The following is a 19,421-nucleotide window of genomic DNA, read 5'->3' on the forward strand; positions in this document are numbered from 1 at the left end:
CAGCGAAGGCCCAGGTATGCAGGCAAGGGTTTTCCCTTGATTCGAATCAAGCCGCAGGTTTTATGCTCTGCATTGATTTATAAGAAGAACGTTGTTTTATACAAGAAACAATCGATAGCCCTCAGGCATTTCTTTTGCTTGTACCTGCCTTGCCTTGTTCCCCGGAGTTCCCCATGAAAGCCCCCACCTTGCTCGGCGCTGCCGCCCTGCTGGCCGCAGCCGCATGCCAGAGCGCCCTGGCCCAGGATGCCGCCGCGCAGCAGCAACTGGCCGCCAAGCCTTTCACCATCGTCGCGCCCTTTCCGCCCGGAGGCCCGGTCGATGCGCTGGCCCGCCTGCTGTCCACGGGGTTGGCCGAGCGCTACAAGCAGACCTCGGTGGTGGAGAACAAGCCCGGGGCCAACGGCAATATCGGCATCGACATGGTCAAGCGCGCCGCGCCGGACGGCCATACGCTGCTGGTCGTGCCCCAGGGCAACCTGACCATCAATCCCACGCTGCTGGCCAGGCCCGGCTACAGCGTGGAGGCGGACTTCGCGCCCGTGGCCTCGCTGGCCAAGGCGGCCAATGTGATCGCCGTGCACCCTGGCGTGCCCGCCAAAACGGTGCAGGAGCTGGTGGTCCTGTCCAAGGCCAGGCCGGCCACCATCAGCTATGCCTCGCCCGGCGTGGGCTCCAGCCTGCATCTGGCCGGTGAGCTGTTCAAGCAGCAGACCGGCGCCGACATCCTGCACGTGGCCTACAAGGGCACGGCGCCCGGCCTCAACGATGTGCTGGGCGGCACGGTGCCAATGATCGTGGGCAATGTGCCCGCGCTGCTGCCGCATGTGCAGTCGGGCAAGCTGCGTGCGCTGGCCGTGACCGACCCGGCCCGCAGCAAGTACCTGCCCGAGGTGCCCACGCTGGCCCAGGCGGGCGTGCCGGGCATTGCCATCTCGTCCTGGTACGGCGTGATGGCGCCAAAGAAGACGCCGCCGGCCGTGCTCAGGCAGCTGGAAAAGGATATTCAGGAGATCTTCAACACGCCGGCCGTGGTCAGGCAGCTGGATCTGCAGGGGATCGAGCCCTGGGTGGTCACGGGCAGCGCCTTCGGTGAGCTGATCCGCAAGGAGACAGCGACCTGGGTGCCCGTGATCAAGGCCGCCAACGTCACGCCGCAGTGATGCGGGGCGCGGCGGCCATGTCTGCAGTGTCCGCCACGTCCCGGGTCGAGACCTGGGAGCGCAGCCACTGCGCATAGTCGGCCATGCAGCGCTCGGTGCGCATGGTGATCTGCGGCACGCTGTAGCTGTGGCCGGCGCGCAGCAGCCGGGCAAGGCGCTCCAGCACGTCGGGCAGGGTCTTGCAGACCAGCCGCCACTCGGGCGTGGCGTGCATCTCGCCCTCCCACACGTAGTGCGAGGTGATGGGTTCCACCTGCACGCAGGCCGCGGCCTGCTGCTGCACCAGGCTGCGCGCCAGATGGGCGGCCTCCTCGGCGCTGGGGACGGTGGTGGCCACCACGCACAGCGTGGACCAGGGCGAGGCGGGGTTCTTGGCGGAAGTCATGGAGGCATAGTCTACGGTTGCGCGCTGCAGGCCGGTACTGGCCTTTGCGGCGTCAGGCCATCAGCCCCTTTTGCCGCGCCTGCAGCCGCGCCAGGCCCAGCAGCGCATCGGTGAAGGGCGTGTCCACGCCGCACAGCTGGCCCATTTCGCGCACCGCGCCCACGAGGGCGTCGAGCTCCACGGGCTTGCCCGCTTCCACGTCCTGCAGCATGGAGGTCTTGAAGGCGCCCAGCTTGAGCGTGACCGCATGGCGGTCTTCGGGCGATTCGTTGATGGGCAGGCCGATGCGCGCGCCGATCTCCTTGGCCTCCAGCATCACGCGCGTGATCAGGCCGCGCACCAGCTCGTCGCCCAGGATGCGGTCCGAGGTGGCACCCGTCAGCGCGCTGACGGGGTTGACGGTCATGTTGCCCCAGAGCTTGTACCAGGCGTCGCGCTGGATGTTGTCGGAGACCTTGGCCTCGATGCCGCCACGCTGCAGCAGTTGGGCCAGTGCCGCCAGGCGTGGTGTGGGCGGCTGGCCGGGCCCTGTGGCCAGGGGCTCGCCCAGGATGAGGCTGTTGCCGAAGTGGCGGCGCACCACGCCGGGCGCATCGTTGGAGCAGCTGGCATGGACCACCGAGCCCAGCACCTGACCCAGCGGGATGGCTTGCGCAATGCGGCCTTCAGGGTCCACGGCTTTCAGCTGCCTGCCGCGCACGCTGGCATCGACACCGCCTTGCAGAAACCACCAGGGCACGCCGTTCATGGCCGTGAGCACCACGGTCTGCGGGCCGATCAGCGGGGCAATGCGCTCGGCGACATCGGGCATGCCCGGCGCCTTGACGGAGATGATGACCAGGTCCTGCACGCCCAGGGCGGCCGGGTCCTGTTCGGCGCGCAGCGCGAAGTGCTCGCGCTGCTCGCCGTGCACCAGGGTCAGGCCCTGGGTGCGCAGGGCCTGCAGTGCAGCGCCGCGCGCCACGGCGCTGAGCTGGCAGCCGGCGCGGGCCAGGGTCGCGCCCATCCAGCCGCCGATGGCACCGGCGCCGAAGATGCAGGCCTTGTCGAATGAAATGCTTGTCTGTTCCATGGTCATGCGCGGGAAGCTCCGGGTTCAAAGATCGAGATAGCTGCTGTCGCGCCGGTTCACGCGGCGCACCAGGTGGTCGAACACATCGCGGGCACCGCCGTGGCTGGCGTTGAAGGTCAGCGAATCCTCATTGCAGCGCCGGGCCATGGCGTCGGAGACCATGCGCGGCGCGCCCATGGACAGGGTGGCCATCTGCACGTCGCAGGCGCGCTGCAGCGTCCACAGCACCACGAAGGCCTGGGGCAGATCGCTGCCCCAGCTGAGCAGGCCATGGTTGCGCAGGATCACGGCCTTGCGGCGGCCGATGCTGGCCAGCAGGCGCGGCCCTTCGTCGGCATGGATGGTGATGCCCTCGAAGTCATGGTAGGCCACCATGCCGTGCAGCTGGGCGCTATAGAAGTTGCTTTGCGACAGGCCCTGCTCCAGGCAGGCCACGCCCATGCCCGAGGTGGTGTGCGTGTGCATCACGCAGTGCGCGCCCGGCAGTCCGTCGTGGATGGCCGCATGCACCACGAAGCCGGCCGGATTCACCGGATGCCGCGAGCCGTCCAGCACCTCGCCGCGCACATTGATGCGTACCAGGTTGCTGGCCGTGACCTCTTCGTAGTGCAGGCCGAAGGGGTTGATCAGGAACTGCTTTTCACCGCCCGTCACGCTGTCGGGCAGGCGCACCGTGATGTGGTTGTAGATCAGTTCGTCCCAGCCCAGCATGGCAAAGACGCGGTAGCAGGCGGCCAGTTCGATGCGGGCGGCCCGCTCATCAGGGTGCATGGAGCAATTCATGGTGTGGGTTCTGAGGTGGGTCGTGGGGAAATCAGGCATCCAGCCCCTGGTCCAGCGCCTGGGAAGCACGGCCCAGCTTGTCCAGGATGCGGTCCAGCATGGCGCGCTCATCGGCCGTCAGGGCATTGAGCAGGGCCGCCTGGTAGGGGCGGGCGCGGGACAGCACCTCGTCGAAGAGCGCCTGCCCTGCTTCGCTCAGCTGCAGCAGGTGGCGCCGCGCGTGCTGCGGATCGGCGCGGCGCAGCACCCAGCCCCGGTCGATCAGCGGCTGCAGCGCGCGGCTGATCTGGGCCTTGTCCATCAGGCTCAGGCGCGACAGCGCGCTGGCATGCAGCTCGCCATGGCGCTGGATCTGGCCCATGAGCCGCCACTCGGTCAGCCCCACGGGCGATGCCGGTGCGATGTAGTGGCGCGTCACCTGGGTCTGCAGCGCATTGGACAGCGCGCCCAGGCGGAAGGTGATGAAGTCCTCCAGCGCCAGCGTCTGGGGGCAGACCTGCGTGTCCGGTGCAGGGCCGGTGGCGGCATCGGCGGCAGGGATCGTGGATGTGCGTGGGCGGGGCATTGGGCGGAGGGAACCGGGCGGCAATGGCGATTGCGATGGCCGCATGATCCACCAATGTTGACATATCAACATTGGTGGCAACCCTGAGAGCCCTGGCGGCCTGCAGGCCACCAGCGGGCGCATGGGTTTCACCCTGCGCCCGCGCCGCGCTCAGCGCTTGAGCAGTTCGTTGGAAGGCAGTGTCTCATCCAGCAGCTTGCGCGCCGTCTCCACGCCCGCCACGGGCAGCAGCGCCGGGTCCAGCAGGCCCACCTGCACCAGCACGCTGGCCTGGTCCCAGTAGATGTGCTCGTGGTAGAGCTTGTCGCCCCGGAACTTGACCACGGCCAGCAGCGGGATCTCCACGCGCCGTCCCGTGGGCCGCACGCCGGGCAGCATCCACGGGATCTCGGTGGTGTGCGTGAAGCAGAACAGCATCTCGTCCACCACCTGCGAGGCGCCCACCGTGCGTGAAATCGGGGTCAGCGACGTGTCGGGCGGATTGCTGTTGACGAAGTGGTTCGTATAGAACGCGTGCAGGTTGCTGAAGCCCACGCCGCCGGTCATGGTCGGGATGTGGTTCACATAGGGCTCGGCCACCATGGTGGCCATGGTGTCGTCCACGTTGCGCGTGGCGAATTCGTACTCGCAGTGCTTGTCCCACAGCGCGGCCAGGTCAAAGTGCGGGCCGATGGCGGACTTGAGCGTGGCAATGCTGCGCTCGTGCGCCATCAGCGCCGAGGCGCGGTGGAAGTGATCGCCGCCCTTGCGCGCGAAGGCATGGTCCACGCCTGGATAGACATGCACGGCCACGCCGGGGCGCCCGCCCAGCGCCTGGACGATGCGCTGGCGCGCCTCGGGCGGGCAGAAGGCGTCGAGCTCAGCCACATGCAGGGTGAGCGGGCAGCGGATGCGCTCGGCCTCGTCCAGCGCCGCCTCGATTCCCACGCCGTAGTAGCCGACCACCGCATCGGCATCGGTGCGGCAGGCGGCCAGGTAGGCCAGCTTGCCGCCCAGGCAAAAGCCCAGCACGCCGGCCTTGCCGTCCGTGACCTCGGGGCGCTGGCGCAGGGCGTTCAGGCAGGCCTGGATGTCCTGCACGCCCAGGGCCTCGTCGAATCCCTTATAGAGGCCGAAGGCGCGCTCCCAGTCCGCCGGCGTGTAGCCCAGCTCCACATCGGGCTGCTGGCGCCAGAACAGGTCGGGCACCAGCACCACGTAGCCTTCTTCGGCGTAGTAGTCGGCCACCTCGCGCATGGTGGCGTTGACGCCGAAGATCTCCTGCGCCAGCACCAGGCCAGGGCCGCTGCCCGAGGCCGGCACGGCCAGGTAGGCGTTGAAGCTGCCGCTGCCGTCCAGCGCGTTGATGCGCACATGGCGGCTTGCCGGGGGTTCTTTCTGCTGCATGGGTCTGTCTCCGTTTCAAAGGGTGGGGAAAGCTGCGGTGCCGCTTTTTTCATGGCCCGTCATACGCATTCGGGGTGCCGCACCGTCACCTGATAGTAGCCCGCGTGAAAGGCCAGGGGCTCGCCGTCGAAGCGTTCGCAGCGCTCGACCTGGCCGATGAAGATGAGGTGGTCGCCGCCATCGTATTGCCGGACGTTGCGGCAGACGAAGCGGGCCAGCACGCCATCGATCAGGGGCACGCCGGCCGGGCCTTCCGCGCAGTCCAGGCCGCCGAACTTGTCTTGCTGCGGCGTGGAAAAGCGCCGCGACAGAAGGTGCTGGCCCGCAGCCAGCACGTGGATGGCGAAATGGCTGGCGCCCTGGAAATCGCAGACGCTGGGCGCCTGGCGCGCCAGGCTCCACAGCACCAGCGGCGGGTCCAGCGAGACCGAGGAGAACGAGTTGGCCGTCATGCCCACGCGCCGCCCGTCCGGCGCGCGCGTGGTGATGACGGTCACGCCCGTGGTGAACTGGCCGAAGGCCTTGCGCAGCTCGCGCGGATCGAAGGAGCAGGCCGTGGCGGGGGCCGGGGTTTCGCATGTGCTCATGGCGGCCTCTGCGGCTAGGCGGGGACGGCTGCCATGGCGGCGATGGCCGCGCAGCTGTCGATGTAGTGGTCTGCCTCGCCCGCGTCCGCGAACCAGGGGAAGAAGGTGCGCGGGTCATCGAAGCCGTTGGCAAAGGCGCTGGCCAGCGGTGCCAGCGTGCCCGCGCTGGCCAGCAGCTTGAGCACATGGGGTGGCGGTGGCGCCAGCAGCATGTTGGTCCACTGCGTGACCCATTGCGCATAGCCGAACCAGTAGCGGTCGAAGGTCTGCTGCATCCAGGCGGCGTCGAATGCGCCATTTCCGTCACGATTTCCGTCACCATTGCTGCGCGCCAGGATGCTGCGCAGATAGGTGTCGGCGCACTTGGCCGCGTTGTTGGAGCCCTGGCCCGTGATGGGGTCGTTGAGCACCACCACGTCGCCCATGCCCAGCACCTTGCGCCCCGACGGCAGCGTGGCCACGGGCTTGCGCACCGTGGGGGCGAAGCGGCCCGCGAGGATGCCGTTGTCATCGGTCAGCGCAATGTCGCGGCAGCGCTCGGCCTCCCAGGGCACGAAGGTGTCGAGGATCCAGCGGCTGCGCTCCAGGTGCTGCTCGGGTGTCTTCACATCGCCCCAGCAGTCCATGGGGCCGCCGGGCACGCCCTCGAACACCATGATCTCGCAGTGGCCCGTGGTCGTCAGCGCCGGGAACACGAAATACTCGCCCACGCCCGGCAGCAGGTTGAAGGACACGGCGGAGAACGGCTCGCGCGGCTTCATGCCCGTCACATAGGTCAGCGCCAGCGCGCGCTGGGGCTGGTCGAAGCGCGAGCGGTGGGCATCGCGCTCGAACAGCCTCGATATCTCGCCCTTGCCGCTGGCGACCAGGGTCAGGTCATGGCTGCGCGTGCATTCCTCCAGCTCGGCGATGCCCGCATCCTTGAGCACCAGCTCGCCGCCCTGGCGGCGGAAGTCGTCCATCCATGCGGGGATCTTCAGGCGCTGGTCCACGGACTGCGCGCCCGCGTTCAGCCGCGCCGCCCAGTCGATGGCCTTGTCGACCGATTTCCCGCCGTGCTGCGCCGGATGCGGCACGCACAGGCCGATGCCCTCGACCACCGGGCATTCGCGCGACCAGTGGTCCAGGCCCAGGCCGCGCTCTATCTGCAGCGCGCTGTCGAACATGCACTGGCTGGACATGACCCGGCCCTGGGCGATGTCCTGCGCCGTGCGGTTGCTCAGTATCGTGACCTGATGGCCCGCGGCCAGCAGGCCCAGGCCCAGTTGCAGGCCCGACTGGCCGGCTCCGACGATGGCGATTTTCTTCATGGCTGTCTCCTTGCGGCTCCGTGTCCGTACTGCGTACTAGTCCATCAATTGGGGAATGGCGGCCACGGCGCGCTCGGGCCCCATGGCGCCGTAGCCGCCGTCCACCGCGTAGTCGGCCCCGGTCACGAAGCTGGCATGGTCCGAGCACAGGAACAGCACCACCTGCGCCACCTCGTGCGGATCGCCCACGCGGCCCAGCAGGTGAAAGGGCGCGGCCACGCGGTCGGTCTTGGCGCGGTCGCCGCCACTGAGCCGGTCCATCACCGCCGACCAGGTCCAGCCCGGACAGACGCTGTTGACGCGGATGCCATCGGCCGCCAGGTCCATGGCCATGCTGCGCGTGAGCTGCTTCATGGCCGCCTTGCTGGCCGGGTAGAGCCAGCGCCCCGTCTGCGCGGCCTCGGAGGAGATGCTGGTGAAGTTCACCACGGCCCCGCCACCGGCAGCCACCATGTGCGGGTGCACGGCCTGCAGCATGGCCACGGCGCTGGCCACGTTCACGTTGAACGAGGCCAGCCAGTCGGCACGCGGCGACTGCATGCCCTCATCCACATAGGAGCAGGCCAGGTTGACCAGGATGTGCACGCCGCCGTGCCGGCTGCATGCCTGCTGAACGCAGGCGGCGACCTGGGCGTCGTCGGTGATGTCGGTGCGCACGAAAAGCGCGCCCTCGCCCAGCGCATCGGCCAGCACCTGGCCGTTGTCGGCATCGATGTCGGCAATGACCACCTTTACGCCGGCCGCGTGCAGCGCACGCACCACGCCGGCGCCTATCAGGGTGGAGCCGCCGGTGACGATGGCGCTTTTGCCTTCGAGTCCCTTGAACATGACGCTTGTTCTCCCGTGTGGATGCCAGGCCGGGCTGGCCTGTGCAGCACACGTTACGGGGGGCCGGGCCGCGCAGGCATCCGGCAAGCGCAGGCACTGTCCCTGGCGCGCAGAAATCGGCTCCCGGGGAATGGTCCGAATTGTGGGAGCGGGTGGTTTTTGCTACGTTCTGCCCAGCCTATGGAACACGCCATGCACACACCGCTGCCGCTGCAGCGCTACCGGCTTTTCGAGAGCCACGACATGGACGAGGCCCGCGAAAGCGTGGCGCGCGTCTTCTGTCCGCATGGCCTGGGCATGCTGCGCCCGCGCGCCGAGCTGGACGCCTGCCACCACAGCGCGCCGCTTTCCCGCAACGTCAGCCTGAACTATGTGCAGTACGGTCCCGGCGTGCACATCGAGCCCGGCTACCTGCGGGACTTCTTCCTGCTGCAGATTCCCCTGCGCGGCAGTGCCGAGATCCGCTGCGGCGCGCAGCAGGTGGATGCCACGCCGCGCCTGGCCTCCCTGCCCTCGCCGACCGAGCCGCTGTCCATGCGCTGGGCCGACGACAGCCCGCACCTGATCGTGCGCATGGCCCGCCCGGCCCTGGTGGCGCGGCTGGAGGCGCTGCTGCAGGCGCCCGCAGGCCGGCCCCTGGTGTTCGATCTGGGCGTGCCGCTGGACCAGCCTGCGCTGGCACCGCTGGTGCATTTCATCGACTGCCTGCGGCACACGCTGGATGCGGGCAACGCCCTGCAGGCCACGCAGGCACTGGCCCAGCATGCGGAGGAATACCTGCTGACCAGCCTGCTGATGTCGGCCACGCACAGCCACAGCCGCGCACTGGCCGGGGACAGCCGACGCAGTTTGCTGCCGCGCGGCGTGCGCAAGGCCCAGGAGTACATGCAGGCCCATGCCGACCAGCCCCTGTCGCTGGCCGATGTCTGCCGCGAGGCCGGCTGCAGCGCGCGCACGCTGCAGGCCGCCTTCCGCCAGCACGCGGGCATGGGGCCCATGGATTTCCTGCGCCAGCTGCGGCTGGACCGCGTGCGCGCCGAACTCCAGGCAGCCAAGGGCCCGGGCGTCGCAGCCGGCTCCGGCGTGCGCGACGTGGCGCAGAAATACGGCTTCCTGCACCTGGGCCACTTCGCGGCCCAGTACCGCAGCCGCTTCGGCGAGCTCCCGTCCGAGACGGCGAGCCGCCGCGTGCAGGCCTGAGGGCCTGACTTTGCCGGATCAGCCCCGGCCCACGAAGGGCATCTTGGTCGCCATCACCGTGTGGAACAGCACATTGGCCTCCAGCGGCAGGCTGGCCATGTAGAGCACGGACTGGCCCACCACATCCGCGTCGATCAGCGGCTCCACCGCGATCTCGCCATTGGCCTGGGGCACGCCCTTGGCCATGCGCGATGCCAGCTCGGTCATGGCATTGCCGATGTCGATCTGGCCCACGGCGATGTCGTAGGCACGGCCGTCCAGCGCAGCCGTCTTGGTCAGGCCCATGACGGCATGCTTGGTGGCCGTGTAGGCGCTGGAATTGGGGCGCGGCGCATGCGCGGAGATGGAGCCGTTGTTGATGATGCGGCCGCCGCGCGGCGACTGGTCGCGCATGGTGCGGAAGGCCTGCTGCAGGCAATAGAACATGCCGTTGAGGTTGACATCGACCACCTCGCGCCACTGCTCGGGCGTCCAGTCCAGGAAGGAGCCGGGCGGATTGCCCCGGCCCGCGTTGTTGAACAGCAGGTCCACGCGACCGAAGCGCTGCACCGTGCGCGCGAACAGCTGCTCCACGGCAGCCGGGTCGCTGACATCGGTGGCAATGCCCAGCATGCGCTCGCCTGCGCCGTACTTTGCCTGGGCCTCGGCGCAGGTCTCATCCAGCGGCGCCTGCCGGCGGCCCGCCACCACCACCTGGTAGCCGGCGCCCGCCAGGGCCAGCGCCACGGCCTTGCCCACGCCGGTTCCTCCGCCCGTGACCACGGCCGTCTTTGCGTTCTTCATCTCCATTGCTTGTCCATCCTGTAGTGCATGTGTTGCAGCCGCCGCCCGCGCACCGGTGGCGGGCGGCGCCGCTGCATTGTCGGCGACGCGCCGGGCCTGCGGACTGTGCCGCAGGCGACACCATCGCCGCACTGCGGACGAAGCTCAGGCAAAGCGCCAGGCAATGGAGCCCAGCGGCCCGTAGTCCACATGGAAGCTGTCGCCGGCCTGGGCCGTGACGGGCCGCGTGAACGAGCCGGCCAGCACCACCTGGCCTGCGTCCAGCTGCTCATCCCATTGCGCGAGCCGGTTGGCCAGCCAGGCCACGCCCGTGGCCGGATGGTTGAGCACGGCGGCCGCCACGCCGGACTCCTCGATCACGCCGTTGCGCTGCAGCAGCGCCGACACCCAGCGCAGATCCACCGCGTCTGGGCGCACGGGCCGCCCGCCCATGACGATGCCGGCATTGGCCGCGTTGTCGGCGATGGTGTCGCGCACCGTGCGCATGGCCTGGGTATCGCGGTCCTTTTGCTCGATGCGGGCGTCGATGATTTCCACGGCGGGCACCACCCAGTCGGTGGCGGCCAGCACATCGCACAGGGTGACGCCCGGCCCCTTGAGCGCGCGGCCCAGCACGAAGGCCAGCTCCACCTCCACGCGCGGAGCGATGAAGCGCGCAAAGGGAATGTCGCCGCCGGGCTCGAAGAACATGTCGTCCAGCAGGGTGCCGTAGTCGGGCTCGGTGATCTGCACGGCCTGCTGCATGGCACGCGAGGTCAGGCCGATCTTGTGGCCCCTGACCGTGCGGCCCTCGGCGCGCTTGAGCCGCATCCAGGCGCGCGAGATGGCGTAGCCGTCCTGCACCGTCATGTCCGGATGGCGGCGGGAAAAGTGCCGGACCTGCACCCGGCTTTTTTCGCTGGCGTGCAGCTCGGCCGCCAGGCTGTCTATGGTGTGTTGCGCAAGCATGGGCGCCCCTTCAGCGCGCGGCGGCGCCATCGTCGGCCCAGGCCAGGTAGCTGTCGGACACGCCCTGGCGCTGCATGGCATCCCACTGCGCCACCGAAGGCGTGGGCATCTGGAAGGCATCGCCCACGCGGCCATACCAGCCGGGGTTCTGCAGCCGCGCGATCAGCTCCATGGGCGCGGGGTCGAAGTACATGAGCTCGCCATCGACCACGGCCGCATCCATGACATGGGCGGCCAGCACGTCGGCCAGCACCAGGCTGCGCACGCCGTCGATATCGATGATCTGGCGCACGCGGCACTCGAAGGACGCAGGGCTGTCCACGATGCGCGGCGCCTTCACCCGCCGTGCATCGCCCAGGACCAGGCCGGCCTGCGCCGACTCGTCCACCTGCGGGCCGAACTCTATGGCCGTCACCGCCATGCGGCGCGCCAGCGGCTCGGACACCAGGTTCACCACGAACTCGCCCGTGGCCGCGATGTTGCGCGCCGTGTCCTTGAGCACGCCCTGGCGCGAGCCGATGCACACGCACAGCAGCGGCGGATCGCCCGACATGGCGTTGAAGAAGGAAAACGGCGCGACGTTGACCGTGCCGTCCCCGTCCACCGAGCTGATCCAGGCGATGGGACGGGGCAGAACCAGGGAGTGCAGGATGTTGCTGCGCTGCTCGCTGTTGAGCGATTGCATTTCAAAGTACATGGGATTCCGGAGGGAAAGGGAAAAAGGGAGGGCGTCGCGTCACTCGTTGCCGGCGCGCGCCGCGTCCTGCTCGGCCTGGGCGATGCCGGGGGCGCGCGCATTGGACTGGTGCAGTTCCACCAGGTTGCCGGCCGGGTCGCGCAGGAACAGCTGCTTGAGGCTGGGCGATGCCACGTTGTCCAGCGTGAAGTAATCGACGCCGCGCGCCTGCAGCTCCTGCTCGGCGCCGAGGATGTCGTCCACGGCCAGCGCGATGTGGTTGGACACGGGGTCCCTGCCCGGGCCCTGCGCATAGCGCGACGGCCCCTCGCTGCCGAGGATGTGCAACTGGCTGCCGTTGGGCAGGTTGATCCAGGAGCCGTAGATGCCGGGGATCTTCCAGCGCGCGGCGTCCTGGGGCAGGTTCAGCACTTCGCGGTAGAAGTCGAGCATGGCGTCGGCCTGGGCGTGGTTGACGCCGAATCCGACATGGTGGAGTTCCAGAACTTTGATGGGCATGGGATGTCCTTGCAGATTTGTGTGCCGCCAAATAATACGCTTAACGTACTATACACAAAGCGTAATATATGAAAGCCGTAAAATCAACCGCCCTTTCTTCTCCCGGCTTCAACCCGCCTTCAACCCGCCTTCAACCCGCCTTCAACCCGGTTTCACCCGCTTTCATCCACTCCCATGAGTCCGCGCAAGACCGCTGCCGCACCGGCCCCCGAATCCACCCCCCTCGCCAACGCCCCCGAAGCGCTGCGCCCGCACCTGGCCCTGATGGCCCAGACCGCGCAGCCCGGCACCGACACGCCGGCCGCCGGCCTGGGCCTGCTGCTGCTGTGGCTGGCCGATGATGTGGAGCAGCGCGCCAACGCATCGCTGCAGGCGTTCGGCCTGTCCGAGAGCAAGCTCGACGTGCTCATGATCTTCGGCCTGGCCGAGCGCGGGCTGCTGGGCGACACGGTGGTCACACCGTCCTATATCGCCAGCTACGTCGGCGTGACGCGCTCGTCGGTGACGGGCCTGCTGGACTGGCTGGAAAAGCGCTCACTGCTGGCGCGCAGCCTCAGCCAGGAAGACCGCCGCAGCTTCGACCTGGCGCTCACCGACCAGGGCCGCGAGGTGCTGGCCCGCGCGCTGCCGGCCTTCTGGCGCATGTGCGAATCGCTGGTCGACTACCTGGACGAGGGCGAGCGTGCCAGCCTGCAGTCCATCCTCTTCAAGGCCTGGACGAGGATGAAGGCGCAGCAGGGCGTTTGATCCTGGGAGCGCGGCAGGCCGCCCTGGCTGCCGCAAGCCTGCGCAGCCGGCACGGTGCCATATTTCGCGCGGGCATAAGCTCAATCTTGCTTGTGCAAAATTTCCTTTGCGATCAATGCCTTGCGCCGCGCATGGCTCGCTATAAGGAAATGTGAATTCCGTCGTGGTGCGCGCCGGGGCCGGGTGTTGCAATGCCTTCAGAGGCCATGCCGGCAGGCGCCATGTGGGCGCCGGCGCCGGGCCTGGCCGAGCTGGAGGAACCACGCCTTGCCCACGCGCAGAAACACATTGCTCTGGTCGCTTGCCGCCACGCTGGCGCTGCCCGGCCTTGCGGCGGCCGCCGCGCTGAAGATAGGCGTCACGCCCGGTTCGCTGGCCGACTCCGTGGAGGTCGCCGCCAAGGAGGCGCGCGCCCAGGGGCTGGACGTGCAGGTCATCGAGTTCACCGACTGGACCACGCCCAACACGGCGCTGGCGGCCGGCGACATCGACCTCAACTACTTCCAGCACCAGGCCTTCCTGGACAACGCCATCCGCGAGCGCGGCTATGCCTTCACCAGCGTGGCCACGGGCCTGCTGCCCAACATCGGCCTGTACTCGCTCAAGACCCAGCGCTTTGCCGATCTGAAAGAGGGTGCGCGCGTCGGCGTGGCCAACGACCCCGTCAACCAGGGGCGCGGCCTGCTGCTGCTGGAGAAGGCCGGCCTGATCCAGCTGCGCGAAGGCAAGGGCCCGCGCGCGGGGCTGGACGACATCGTGTCCAACCCGCGCAGGCTGCGCTTTGTCGAGATCGAAGGGCCGCAGCTGGTGCGCGCGCTGGACGATGTGGACCTGGCCCAGGGCTACCCGGCCCACTTCGTCAACGCCGGGCGGCCGCAGGTGGCCGGCAATGCGCTGCTGTATTCGGGCATTGACGACCTGTACTACGCCATCCGCTTCGTCTCGCGCCAGGACAACGCCCGGGACCCGCGCATTGCGCAGTTCGTGCGCATCTACCAGACCTCGGGCGCCGTGCAGGCGCAGATCCACAAGTCATTCGCCGCCAACGACAGGCTGTACAGCCTGCCGTGGCGCAAGCCGTGACGCGGCCCCTTCCTGCCTTTTTCGAACCTTTTTTTCCGGAGATCCCGATGAAGCTTTCCCGTGCCCTGATCGCCCCGCTGGCCGCCCTGGCCCTGTTCTCCGCCCACGCTGCCGACAAGCTACGCATCGGCGTGGTGCCCGGCGCCTACGCCGACTCGGTGGCCGTGGCCGCCAAGGAGGCCAAGGCCCAGGGCATCGATGTGCAGGTGGTGGAGTTCACCGACTGGACCACGCCCAACGTGGCCGTGGACTCGGGCGACCTGGACATCAACTACTTCCAGCACCAGCCCTTCCTGGACAACGCCATCCAGAAGAACGGCTACAAGCTGGCCAGCGCGGGCACGGGCATCCTGGCCAACGTGGGCCTGTACTCGCTCAAGCACAAGGCCATCGCCCAGGTGCCGCAGGGCGGCAAGGTGGGCATTGCCAACGACCCCGTGAACCAGGGGCGCGGCCTGCTGCTGCTGCAGAAGGTGGGGCTGATCAAGCTCAAGCCCGGCGTGGGCTACCTGGGCAGCCTGGACGACATCGTCGAGAACCCCAAGAAGCTCAGCTTCGTCGAGGTCGAGGGGCCGCAGCTGGTGCGCATCACGGGCGATGTGGACATCGCCCAGGGCTACCCGCACTTCATCGTGGCGGCCAAGGCCTTCGATCCGTCCAGCGGGCTTGCATATTCGGGCATCGAGGATGCGCGCTTTTCCATCCAGTTCGTGGTCAAGGCCAACCGCACGCAGGACCCCGTGGTGCAGAAGTTCATCCGCATCTACCAGAACTCCGATGCGGTGAAGGCCGAAGCCCAGCGCGCCTTCTCCAACGACAAGCGCCTGTACAACCTGGCCTGGGTCAAGCCCTGAGCGGCAGGGGAGGACTTCAGCCATGTCAACCAGCATTGCAGCCAGGCAGCCCCTGGCGGACAGGCCGGCCCACGAGGCGGACAGGCCGGCCCATGACGCGGGCAGGCGCTCATCGGCAGCGGCCGGCACCACGCGGGAATCCATCCGTGGACCCGGCGCCGTGGCCTTCAGCGGCGTGGCCAAGACCTACCAGTCTTCGGCCGGGCCCGTACAGGCGCTGGACGCGATCAGCCTGGAGATCGCGCCGGGCAGCATCTTCGGCATCATCGGGCGCAGCGGCGCGGGCAAGTCCAGCCTGCTGCGCACCATCAACCGGCTGGAGCAGCCCAGCAGCGGCCAGGTGCGGGTCGATGGCGTGGACATCGGCACGCTGGACGAATCGCAACTGGTGCAGCTGCGCCGGCGCATCGGCATGATCTTCCAGCACTTCAACCTGCTGTCGGCCAAGACGGTGCATGACAACGTGGCCCTGCCCCTGCAGGTGGCGGGCCTGCCGCGCGCACGCATCAATGCGCGGGTCAATGAGCTGCTGGCCCTGGTGGGCCTGCAGGAGAAGGCAGACACCTATCCGAGCCGGCTGTCGGGCGGGCAAAAGCAGCGCGTGGGCATTGCCCGCGCCCTGGCCACCGACCCCGAGATCCTGCTGTGCGACGAGGCCACCTCCGCCCTGGACCCCGAGACCACGCAGTCCATCCTGGAGCTGCTGCGCACCATCAACCGCAAGCTGGGCATCACCATCGTCCTGATCACGCACGAGATGAGCGTGATCCGCGAGATCGCCGACCGCGTGCTGGTGCTGGAGCAGGGCCGCATCGCCGAGCTGGGCGAGGTCTGGAAGGTCTTCGGCAACCCGCAGCACCCGGCCACGCGCGCCCTGCTGGCACCGCTGCAGCACGGCCTGCCCGACGACCTGCGCCAGCGCCTGCTGAGCACCGCGCCCGCAGGCCGCCACGAACGCATCCTGCAGCTGACCTACCGCGGCGAGGACGGGCTGGAGCCCGACTTCCCGCGCATCGCCCAGGCCCTGGGCGGCCGAGTGCGCCTGCTGCATGGCGGCGTGGACCGCATCCAGGGCCATGCCCAGGGGCAGCTGCTGATCGCGCTGGGCGGCGGCACGGCCGCGCATGACTGGCACACATTGACGCAGGGCCCGGCGGCCATTGCGCATGACATCAAGGATCTCGGATATGTCGCTGAATCTGTCCATTCCCATTGAGCGCTATGGCAACGCGCTGGCCGACACGCTGATGATGGTCGGCGTCTCGGGCGGCATCGCGCTGGCGGCGGGCATTCCGCTGGCGGTGCTGCTCATCGTCACCGCGCCCGGCGGCTTCCTGGCCTCGCCGCGCACGCACCGTGCGCTGGGCAGCGTGATCAACGGCTTCCGTGCCACACCCTTCATCGTGCTGCTGGTGGCGCTGATCCCGTTCACGCGGCTGGTGACGGGCACCACCATCGGCGTGTGGGCGGCCATCGTGCCGCTGGCCATCAGCGCCACGCCGTTCTTTGCGCGCATCGTCGAGGTCAGCCTGCGCGAGGTCGATCCCGGCCTCATCGAAGCCGCCCAGGCCATGGGCTGCCGCAAGTGGGACATCGTGCGCCACGTCTACCTGCCCGAGGCCCTGCCCGGCATCGTGGGCGGCTTCACCATCACCCTGGTGGCGCTGATCAGCTCCTCGGCCATGGCCGGCGCCGTGGGCGCGGGCGGCCTGGGCGACCTGGCCATCCGCTACGGCTACCAGCGCTTCGACACCCAGGTGATGCTGCTGGTGATTGCCGTGCTGATCGCGCTGGTCACCGTGGTCCAGGTGCTGGGCGACCGCTACGTGCGCCGGCTGCGCAGCCGCTGACGCTGAAAACAGGCACCACGCCTTTCCCTCCGGGGCCGCCGCCTGGCGGCCCTCTCCCCACCGACTCAGCAACGAGGCACGGAATGACCACACCGGATGCCCTGGGCGCAGCCTTGCCCGGCAACACACACCACACCCCGGGCGGGGCGCTGCGGCGCCTGCCCCTGCCGCCCTCCCCTCCGCACCGCATCACCAGCGAGGCCGAGGCCCTGCAAGCCGCCCAGGCCCTGGCCGATGAATGGCGCGTGGACGCAGCCGCCCGCGACCACGAGCGGCGCCTGCCCTGGCAGGAAATCGAGCGCCACACGGCCAGCGGGCTGGGCGCCATCACCGTGCCCCGCGCCTACGGCGGCCTGGGCGCCTCGTACGAGACGCTGGCCCAGGTCTTCGTCACGCTGTGCGCGGCCGACCCTTCGCTGGGCCAGATTCCGCAGAACCATTTCGCCGTGCTGCAGAACCTGCGGGACATGGGCAGCGAGCCCCAGAAGCGCCGATGGTTCGCCGACGTGCTGGCCGGCCACCGCCTGGGCAATGCCGGGCCGGAGCGCAAGGGCCGCGCGGCCCATGTGCTGGAGGCCACGGCGCGCCTGTCGCGCGATGCGGCAGGCGGCCTGCGCGTCAGCGGCACTCGCTTTTACTCCACGGGCTCGGCCTTCGCGCACTGGGTGCCGTTTCGCGCCCAGGACGAGGAAGGCCGCATCGTGCAGGTCTGGGTGCGGCGCGATGCGCCAGGCGTGACCGTGTTCGACGACTGGGACTCCTTCGGCCAGCGCACCACGGCCAGCGGCAGCGTGCAGCTGGATCAGGTGCAGGTACAGCCCGAGGACGTGGTGCCTGCCTGGCAGTTCGAGGCCACGCCCTCGCTGTCCGGCCCGGTGTCGCAGCTGATCCAGGCTTCCATCGACGCGGGCATTGCCCAGGGCGCGCTGCGCGACGCGGTGGACTTCGTGCGCGACAAGAGCCGGCCCTGGATGGACTCCGGCGTGGCGCGTGCCAGCGACGATCCCCACCTCATCCACGAGGTCGGCCAGCTGCAGATCGAGGTGGACGCGGCCTATGCCGTGCTGCTGGAGGCCGCGCGCACGCTGGATGCGCTGGCTGCAGCGGCGGGTGGCGCGGTGGACGAGCAGGCCAGCGCCCAGGCCTCGGTGGCCGTGGCCGAGGCCAAGATCCTCACCACCGAGGCCGCGCTGCAGGCCGGCGAGCACCTGTTCGCGCTGGCCGGCTCCTCGGCCAGCCGCGCTGCCCACCGCCTGGACCGCCACTGGCGCAACGCCCGCGTGCACACGCTGCACGACCCCGTGCGCTGGAAATACCACCTGCTGGGCAACTACCTGCTCAACGGCGCCCTGCCGCGCCGCCACCAGTGGAACTGACCGCCATGACACAGACATCGACCCAAGAGCTGCAGGCCCTGGCCTCCACACCGGGCAGCCAGCCCGCTCCCGCAGCGCCTCCCGCCCGGCCCGCCCACATCATCGGCAGCGAGACCGAGGCCCTGGAAGCGGCCCGCAGTTTTGCCGCCCTCATCGCCCCCGGCGCCCTGGCGCGCGACCGCGACCGCCTGCTGCCCTGGCAGGAGGTGGAGCAGTTCAGCCAGAGCGGCCTGTGGGGCATCACCATTCCCCGGGAGTACGGCGGCGCGGGCGTGTCCACAGCCACGCTGGCGCGGGCCATTGCCCTGATTGCGGCGGCCGATGGCAACTTCGGCCACATTCCGCAGAACCACTACTACTCGCTGGAAGTGCTGCGCGTGGGCGGATCGCCCGCGCAAAAGGCCTTCTTCTATGACCGTGTGCTGCGCGGCGAGCGCCTGGGCAATGCGCTGGCCGAGATCGGCCACCGCGACTTCCAGCGCCGCACCCGGCTGCTGCGCGAGAGCGGCGGATGGTTCGTGCAGGGGCGCAAGTTCTATTGCACGGGCGCCCTGTTCGCGCACTGGATTCCCACCCTGGTCAGCGCGCAGGAAGAGGCGCCGGGGCAAGGCGAGCGCATGTATCTGGTCTTCATCCCGCGCGATGCGGCCGGCGTCACCGTCACCGACGACTGGGATGGCTTCGGCCAGCGCGTGACGGGCAGCGGCTCGGTGCAGTTCGACCGCGTGCGCGTGGAGCCCGAATGGGTGGTGCCCTTCACCAGTTCCTTCGAGCGGCCCACCACCATCGGCCCCTTCGCCCAGATCATCCATGCCGCCCTGGACGCGGGCATTGGCCACGGCGCGCTGCAGGCCGCCCTGCCCTTCATCCGCGAGCATGCGCGGCCCTGGGTGGACGCGGGCGTGGCCAGCGCCACGCAGGACCCGCTGCTGCTGCAGCAACTGGGCAATGTCCACGTGCGCCTGCGCGCCGCCGATGCCCTGGTGGCCCGCGCGGCCCTGGCCGTGGACGCCGCCCAGCGCGCGCCCACGGACGACAGCGTGGCCGCCGCCTCGGTGGCCGTGGCCCAGGCCAAGGCGCTGAGCACCAGCGCCAGCCTGCTGGCGGGCAGCAAGCTGTTCGAGCTGGCGGGCACGGCCTCCACCCTGGCGGGACAGGGCCTGGACCGCTTCTGGCGCAACGCGCGCACCCACACCCTGCACGACCCCGTGCGCTGGAAATACCACGCCGTGGGCAACTACGTGCTCAACGGCATACGCCCGCCGCGCCATGGCGCGCTCTGACCTTTATCAACGACACAGGAATG

General features: G+C 69.2%; 21 protein-coding genes. 9 read left to right on the forward strand and 12 right to left on the reverse strand.

Annotated elements, in window-relative coordinates:
- Nucleotides 1-173 precede the first annotated feature (173 nt).
- Nucleotides 174-1,163, forward strand: coding sequence for a Bug family tripartite tricarboxylate transporter substrate binding protein (locus IAE24_RS07945; protein WP_199960144.1), 990 nt, complete (start codon nt 174-176; stop codon nt 1,161-1,163).
- On the opposite strand, the gene cutA is transcribed toward IAE24_RS07945, so the two are convergent.
- From cutA to IAE24_RS07985, 8 genes are all read right to left on the reverse strand, one after another.
- Entirely contained in the window at nt 1,150-1,548 is a 399-nt protein-coding gene (cutA, locus tag IAE24_RS07950) for a divalent-cation tolerance protein CutA (RefSeq protein WP_013803939.1), read from the reverse strand. The two genes, IAE24_RS07945 and cutA, sit on opposite strands and share 14 nt — an antisense overlap.
- A gap of 52 nt (nt 1,549-1,600) precedes the next feature.
- Nucleotides 1,601-2,626: a 2-dehydropantoate 2-reductase gene (locus tag IAE24_RS07955; RefSeq protein ID WP_180317927.1), complete on the reverse strand. Its 1,026-nt coding sequence runs from the start codon at nt 2,624-2,626 to the stop codon at nt 1,601-1,603.
- A gap of 18 nt (nt 2,627-2,644) precedes the next feature.
- Entirely contained in the window at nt 2,645-3,403 is a 759-nt protein-coding gene (locus IAE24_RS07960; RefSeq protein ID WP_099734535.1) for a class II aldolase/adducin family protein, read from the reverse strand.
- A gap of 31 nt (nt 3,404-3,434) precedes the next feature.
- Nucleotides 3,435-3,968 (reverse strand): MarR family winged helix-turn-helix transcriptional regulator, encoded by a 534-nt coding sequence (locus tag IAE24_RS07965; protein WP_199960145.1) that lies wholly within the window; start codon nt 3,966-3,968, stop codon nt 3,435-3,437.
- A gap of 150 nt (nt 3,969-4,118) precedes the next feature.
- Nucleotides 4,119-5,354 carry a dienelactone hydrolase family protein gene (locus tag IAE24_RS07970; protein ID WP_013803943.1) on the reverse strand — a complete coding sequence of 412 codons (1,236 nt, stop codon included), beginning with the start codon at nt 5,352-5,354 and terminating at the stop codon, nt 4,119-4,121.
- A 59-nt stretch (nt 5,355-5,413) separates the two neighbouring features.
- Nucleotides 5,414-5,941, reverse strand: a complete 528-nt coding sequence (locus IAE24_RS07975) for a flavin reductase family protein (protein WP_199960146.1) — start codon at nt 5,939-5,941, stop codon at nt 5,414-5,416.
- A 14-nt stretch (nt 5,942-5,955) separates the two neighbouring features.
- Nucleotides 5,956-7,251 carry a styrene monooxygenase/indole monooxygenase family protein gene (locus IAE24_RS07980; protein ID WP_199960147.1) on the reverse strand — a complete coding sequence of 432 codons (1,296 nt, stop codon included), beginning with the start codon at nt 7,249-7,251 and terminating at the stop codon, nt 5,956-5,958.
- A 36-nt stretch (nt 7,252-7,287) separates the two neighbouring features.
- Nucleotides 7,288-8,079, reverse strand: coding sequence for an SDR family oxidoreductase (locus IAE24_RS07985; RefSeq protein ID WP_043824618.1), 792 nt, complete (start codon nt 8,077-8,079; stop codon nt 7,288-7,290).
- A gap of 192 nt (nt 8,080-8,271) precedes the next feature.
- Here IAE24_RS07985 and IAE24_RS07990 point away from each other — a divergent pair, with 192 nt between their 5' ends.
- Nucleotides 8,272-9,279 carry an AraC family transcriptional regulator gene (locus IAE24_RS07990; RefSeq protein WP_016454133.1) on the forward strand — a complete coding sequence of 336 codons (1,008 nt, stop codon included), beginning with the start codon at nt 8,272-8,274 and terminating at the stop codon, nt 9,277-9,279.
- An 18-nt stretch (nt 9,280-9,297) separates the two neighbouring features.
- Here the strand turns inward: IAE24_RS07990 and IAE24_RS07995 are convergent, their stop codons facing one another.
- The 4 genes from IAE24_RS07995 to IAE24_RS08010 form a co-directional block, all read right to left on the reverse strand.
- Nucleotides 9,298-10,068: an SDR family oxidoreductase gene (locus IAE24_RS07995; protein ID WP_013803947.1), complete on the reverse strand. Its 771-nt coding sequence runs from the start codon at nt 10,066-10,068 to the stop codon at nt 9,298-9,300.
- Between the two features lie 138 nt (nt 10,069-10,206).
- Entirely contained in the window at nt 10,207-11,010 is an 804-nt protein-coding gene (gene hpaH / locus IAE24_RS08000) for a 2-oxo-hept-4-ene-1,7-dioate hydratase (RefSeq protein ID WP_016449088.1), read from the reverse strand.
- Nucleotides 11,011-11,020: 10 nt separating this feature from the next.
- On the reverse strand, nt 11,021-11,707 hold the full coding sequence (locus IAE24_RS08005; RefSeq protein WP_199960148.1) for a flavin reductase family protein: 687 nt from the start codon (nt 11,705-11,707) through the stop codon (nt 11,021-11,023).
- A 39-nt stretch (nt 11,708-11,746) separates the two neighbouring features.
- A complete protein-coding gene (locus IAE24_RS08010; protein ID WP_013803950.1) occupies nt 11,747-12,205 on the reverse strand; it encodes a VOC family protein in 459 nt (152 codons plus the stop codon).
- Nucleotides 12,206-12,379: 174 nt separating this feature from the next.
- Here IAE24_RS08010 and IAE24_RS08015 point away from each other — a divergent pair, with 174 nt between their 5' ends.
- The 7 genes from IAE24_RS08015 to IAE24_RS08045 all read left to right on the forward strand — a co-directional run bounded on the left by IAE24_RS08015 (nt 12,380) and on the right by IAE24_RS08045 (nt 19,398).
- A complete protein-coding gene (locus IAE24_RS08015; protein ID WP_013803951.1) occupies nt 12,380-12,952 on the forward strand; it encodes a MarR family winged helix-turn-helix transcriptional regulator in 573 nt (190 codons plus the stop codon).
- Nucleotides 12,953-13,219: 267 nt separating this feature from the next.
- Entirely contained in the window at nt 13,220-14,035 is an 816-nt protein-coding gene (locus tag IAE24_RS08020) for a MetQ/NlpA family ABC transporter substrate-binding protein (protein ID WP_016449091.1), read from the forward strand.
- Nucleotides 14,036-14,082: 47 nt separating this feature from the next.
- On the forward strand, nt 14,083-14,889 hold the full coding sequence (locus IAE24_RS08025; RefSeq protein ID WP_013803953.1) for a MetQ/NlpA family ABC transporter substrate-binding protein: 807 nt from the start codon (nt 14,083-14,085) through the stop codon (nt 14,887-14,889).
- A gap of 22 nt (nt 14,890-14,911) precedes the next feature.
- Complete coding sequence (locus IAE24_RS08030; protein WP_199960149.1) at nt 14,912-16,105, forward strand: methionine ABC transporter ATP-binding protein; 1,194 nt, start codon at nt 14,912-14,914, stop codon at nt 16,103-16,105.
- A complete protein-coding gene (locus IAE24_RS08035) occupies nt 16,077-16,739 on the forward strand; it encodes a methionine ABC transporter permease (RefSeq protein ID WP_012203707.1) in 663 nt (220 codons plus the stop codon). The genes IAE24_RS08030 and IAE24_RS08035 overlap by 29 nt, the downstream gene beginning before the upstream one ends.
- Before the next feature lie 83 nt (nt 16,740-16,822).
- On the forward strand, nt 16,823-18,115 hold the full coding sequence (locus tag IAE24_RS08040; RefSeq protein WP_199960150.1) for an SfnB family sulfur acquisition oxidoreductase: 1,293 nt from the start codon (nt 16,823-16,825) through the stop codon (nt 18,113-18,115).
- A gap of 5 nt (nt 18,116-18,120) precedes the next feature.
- Complete coding sequence (locus IAE24_RS08045; RefSeq protein WP_199960151.1) at nt 18,121-19,398, forward strand: SfnB family sulfur acquisition oxidoreductase; 1,278 nt, start codon at nt 18,121-18,123, stop codon at nt 19,396-19,398.
- Nucleotides 19,399-19,421 lie beyond the last annotated feature (23 nt).

Origin of the sequence: Delftia sp. S65 (assembly GCF_016516495.1) — a bacterium.
Lineage (GTDB): Bacteria > Pseudomonadota > Gammaproteobacteria > Burkholderiales > Burkholderiaceae_C > Comamonas > Comamonas acidovorans.

Coding starts and splice junctions, on each gene's coding strand:
- IAE24_RS08025 (WP_013803953.1), top strand. CDS start 14,083: ATGAAGCTTTCCCGTGCCCTGATCGCCCCGCTGGCCGCCCTGGCCCTG.
- IAE24_RS07985 (WP_043824618.1), bottom strand. CDS start 8,079: ATGTTCAAGGGACTCGAAGGCAAAAGCGCCATCGTCACCGGCGGCTCC.
- IAE24_RS08030 (WP_199960149.1), top strand. CDS start 14,912: ATGTCAACCAGCATTGCAGCCAGGCAGCCCCTGGCGGACAGGCCGGCC.
- IAE24_RS07995 (WP_013803947.1), bottom strand. CDS start 10,068: ATGGAGATGAAGAACGCAAAGACGGCCGTGGTCACGGGCGGAGGAACC.
- hpaH (WP_016449088.1), bottom strand. CDS start 11,010: ATGCTTGCGCAACACACCATAGACAGCCTGGCGGCCGAGCTGCACGCC.
- IAE24_RS07975 (WP_199960146.1), bottom strand. CDS start 5,941: ATGAGCACATGCGAAACCCCGGCCCCCGCCACGGCCTGCTCCTTCGAT.
- IAE24_RS08045 (WP_199960151.1), top strand. CDS start 18,121: ATGACACAGACATCGACCCAAGAGCTGCAGGCCCTGGCCTCCACACCG.
- IAE24_RS07970 (WP_013803943.1), bottom strand. CDS start 5,354: ATGCAGCAGAAAGAACCCCCGGCAAGCCGCCATGTGCGCATCAACGCG.
- cutA (WP_013803939.1), bottom strand. CDS start 1,548: ATGACTTCCGCCAAGAACCCCGCCTCGCCCTGGTCCACGCTGTGCGTG.
- IAE24_RS08015 (WP_013803951.1), top strand. CDS start 12,380: ATGAGTCCGCGCAAGACCGCTGCCGCACCGGCCCCCGAATCCACCCCC.
- IAE24_RS08010 (WP_013803950.1), bottom strand. CDS start 12,205: ATGCCCATCAAAGTTCTGGAACTCCACCATGTCGGATTCGGCGTCAAC.
- IAE24_RS07960 (WP_099734535.1), bottom strand. CDS start 3,403: ATGAATTGCTCCATGCACCCTGATGAGCGGGCCGCCCGCATCGAACTG.
- IAE24_RS07965 (WP_199960145.1), bottom strand. CDS start 3,968: ATGCCCCGCCCACGCACATCCACGATCCCTGCCGCCGATGCCGCCACC.
- IAE24_RS07990 (WP_016454133.1), top strand. CDS start 8,272: ATGCACACACCGCTGCCGCTGCAGCGCTACCGGCTTTTCGAGAGCCAC.
- IAE24_RS08005 (WP_199960148.1), bottom strand. CDS start 11,707: ATGTACTTTGAAATGCAATCGCTCAACAGCGAGCAGCGCAGCAACATC.
- IAE24_RS07980 (WP_199960147.1), bottom strand. CDS start 7,251: ATGAAGAAAATCGCCATCGTCGGAGCCGGCCAGTCGGGCCTGCAACTG.
- IAE24_RS07945 (WP_199960144.1), top strand. CDS start 174: ATGAAAGCCCCCACCTTGCTCGGCGCTGCCGCCCTGCTGGCCGCAGCC.
- IAE24_RS08035 (WP_012203707.1), top strand. CDS start 16,077: ATGTCGCTGAATCTGTCCATTCCCATTGAGCGCTATGGCAACGCGCTG.
- IAE24_RS07955 (WP_180317927.1), bottom strand. CDS start 2,626: ATGACCATGGAACAGACAAGCATTTCATTCGACAAGGCCTGCATCTTC.
- IAE24_RS08040 (WP_199960150.1), top strand. CDS start 16,823: ATGACCACACCGGATGCCCTGGGCGCAGCCTTGCCCGGCAACACACAC.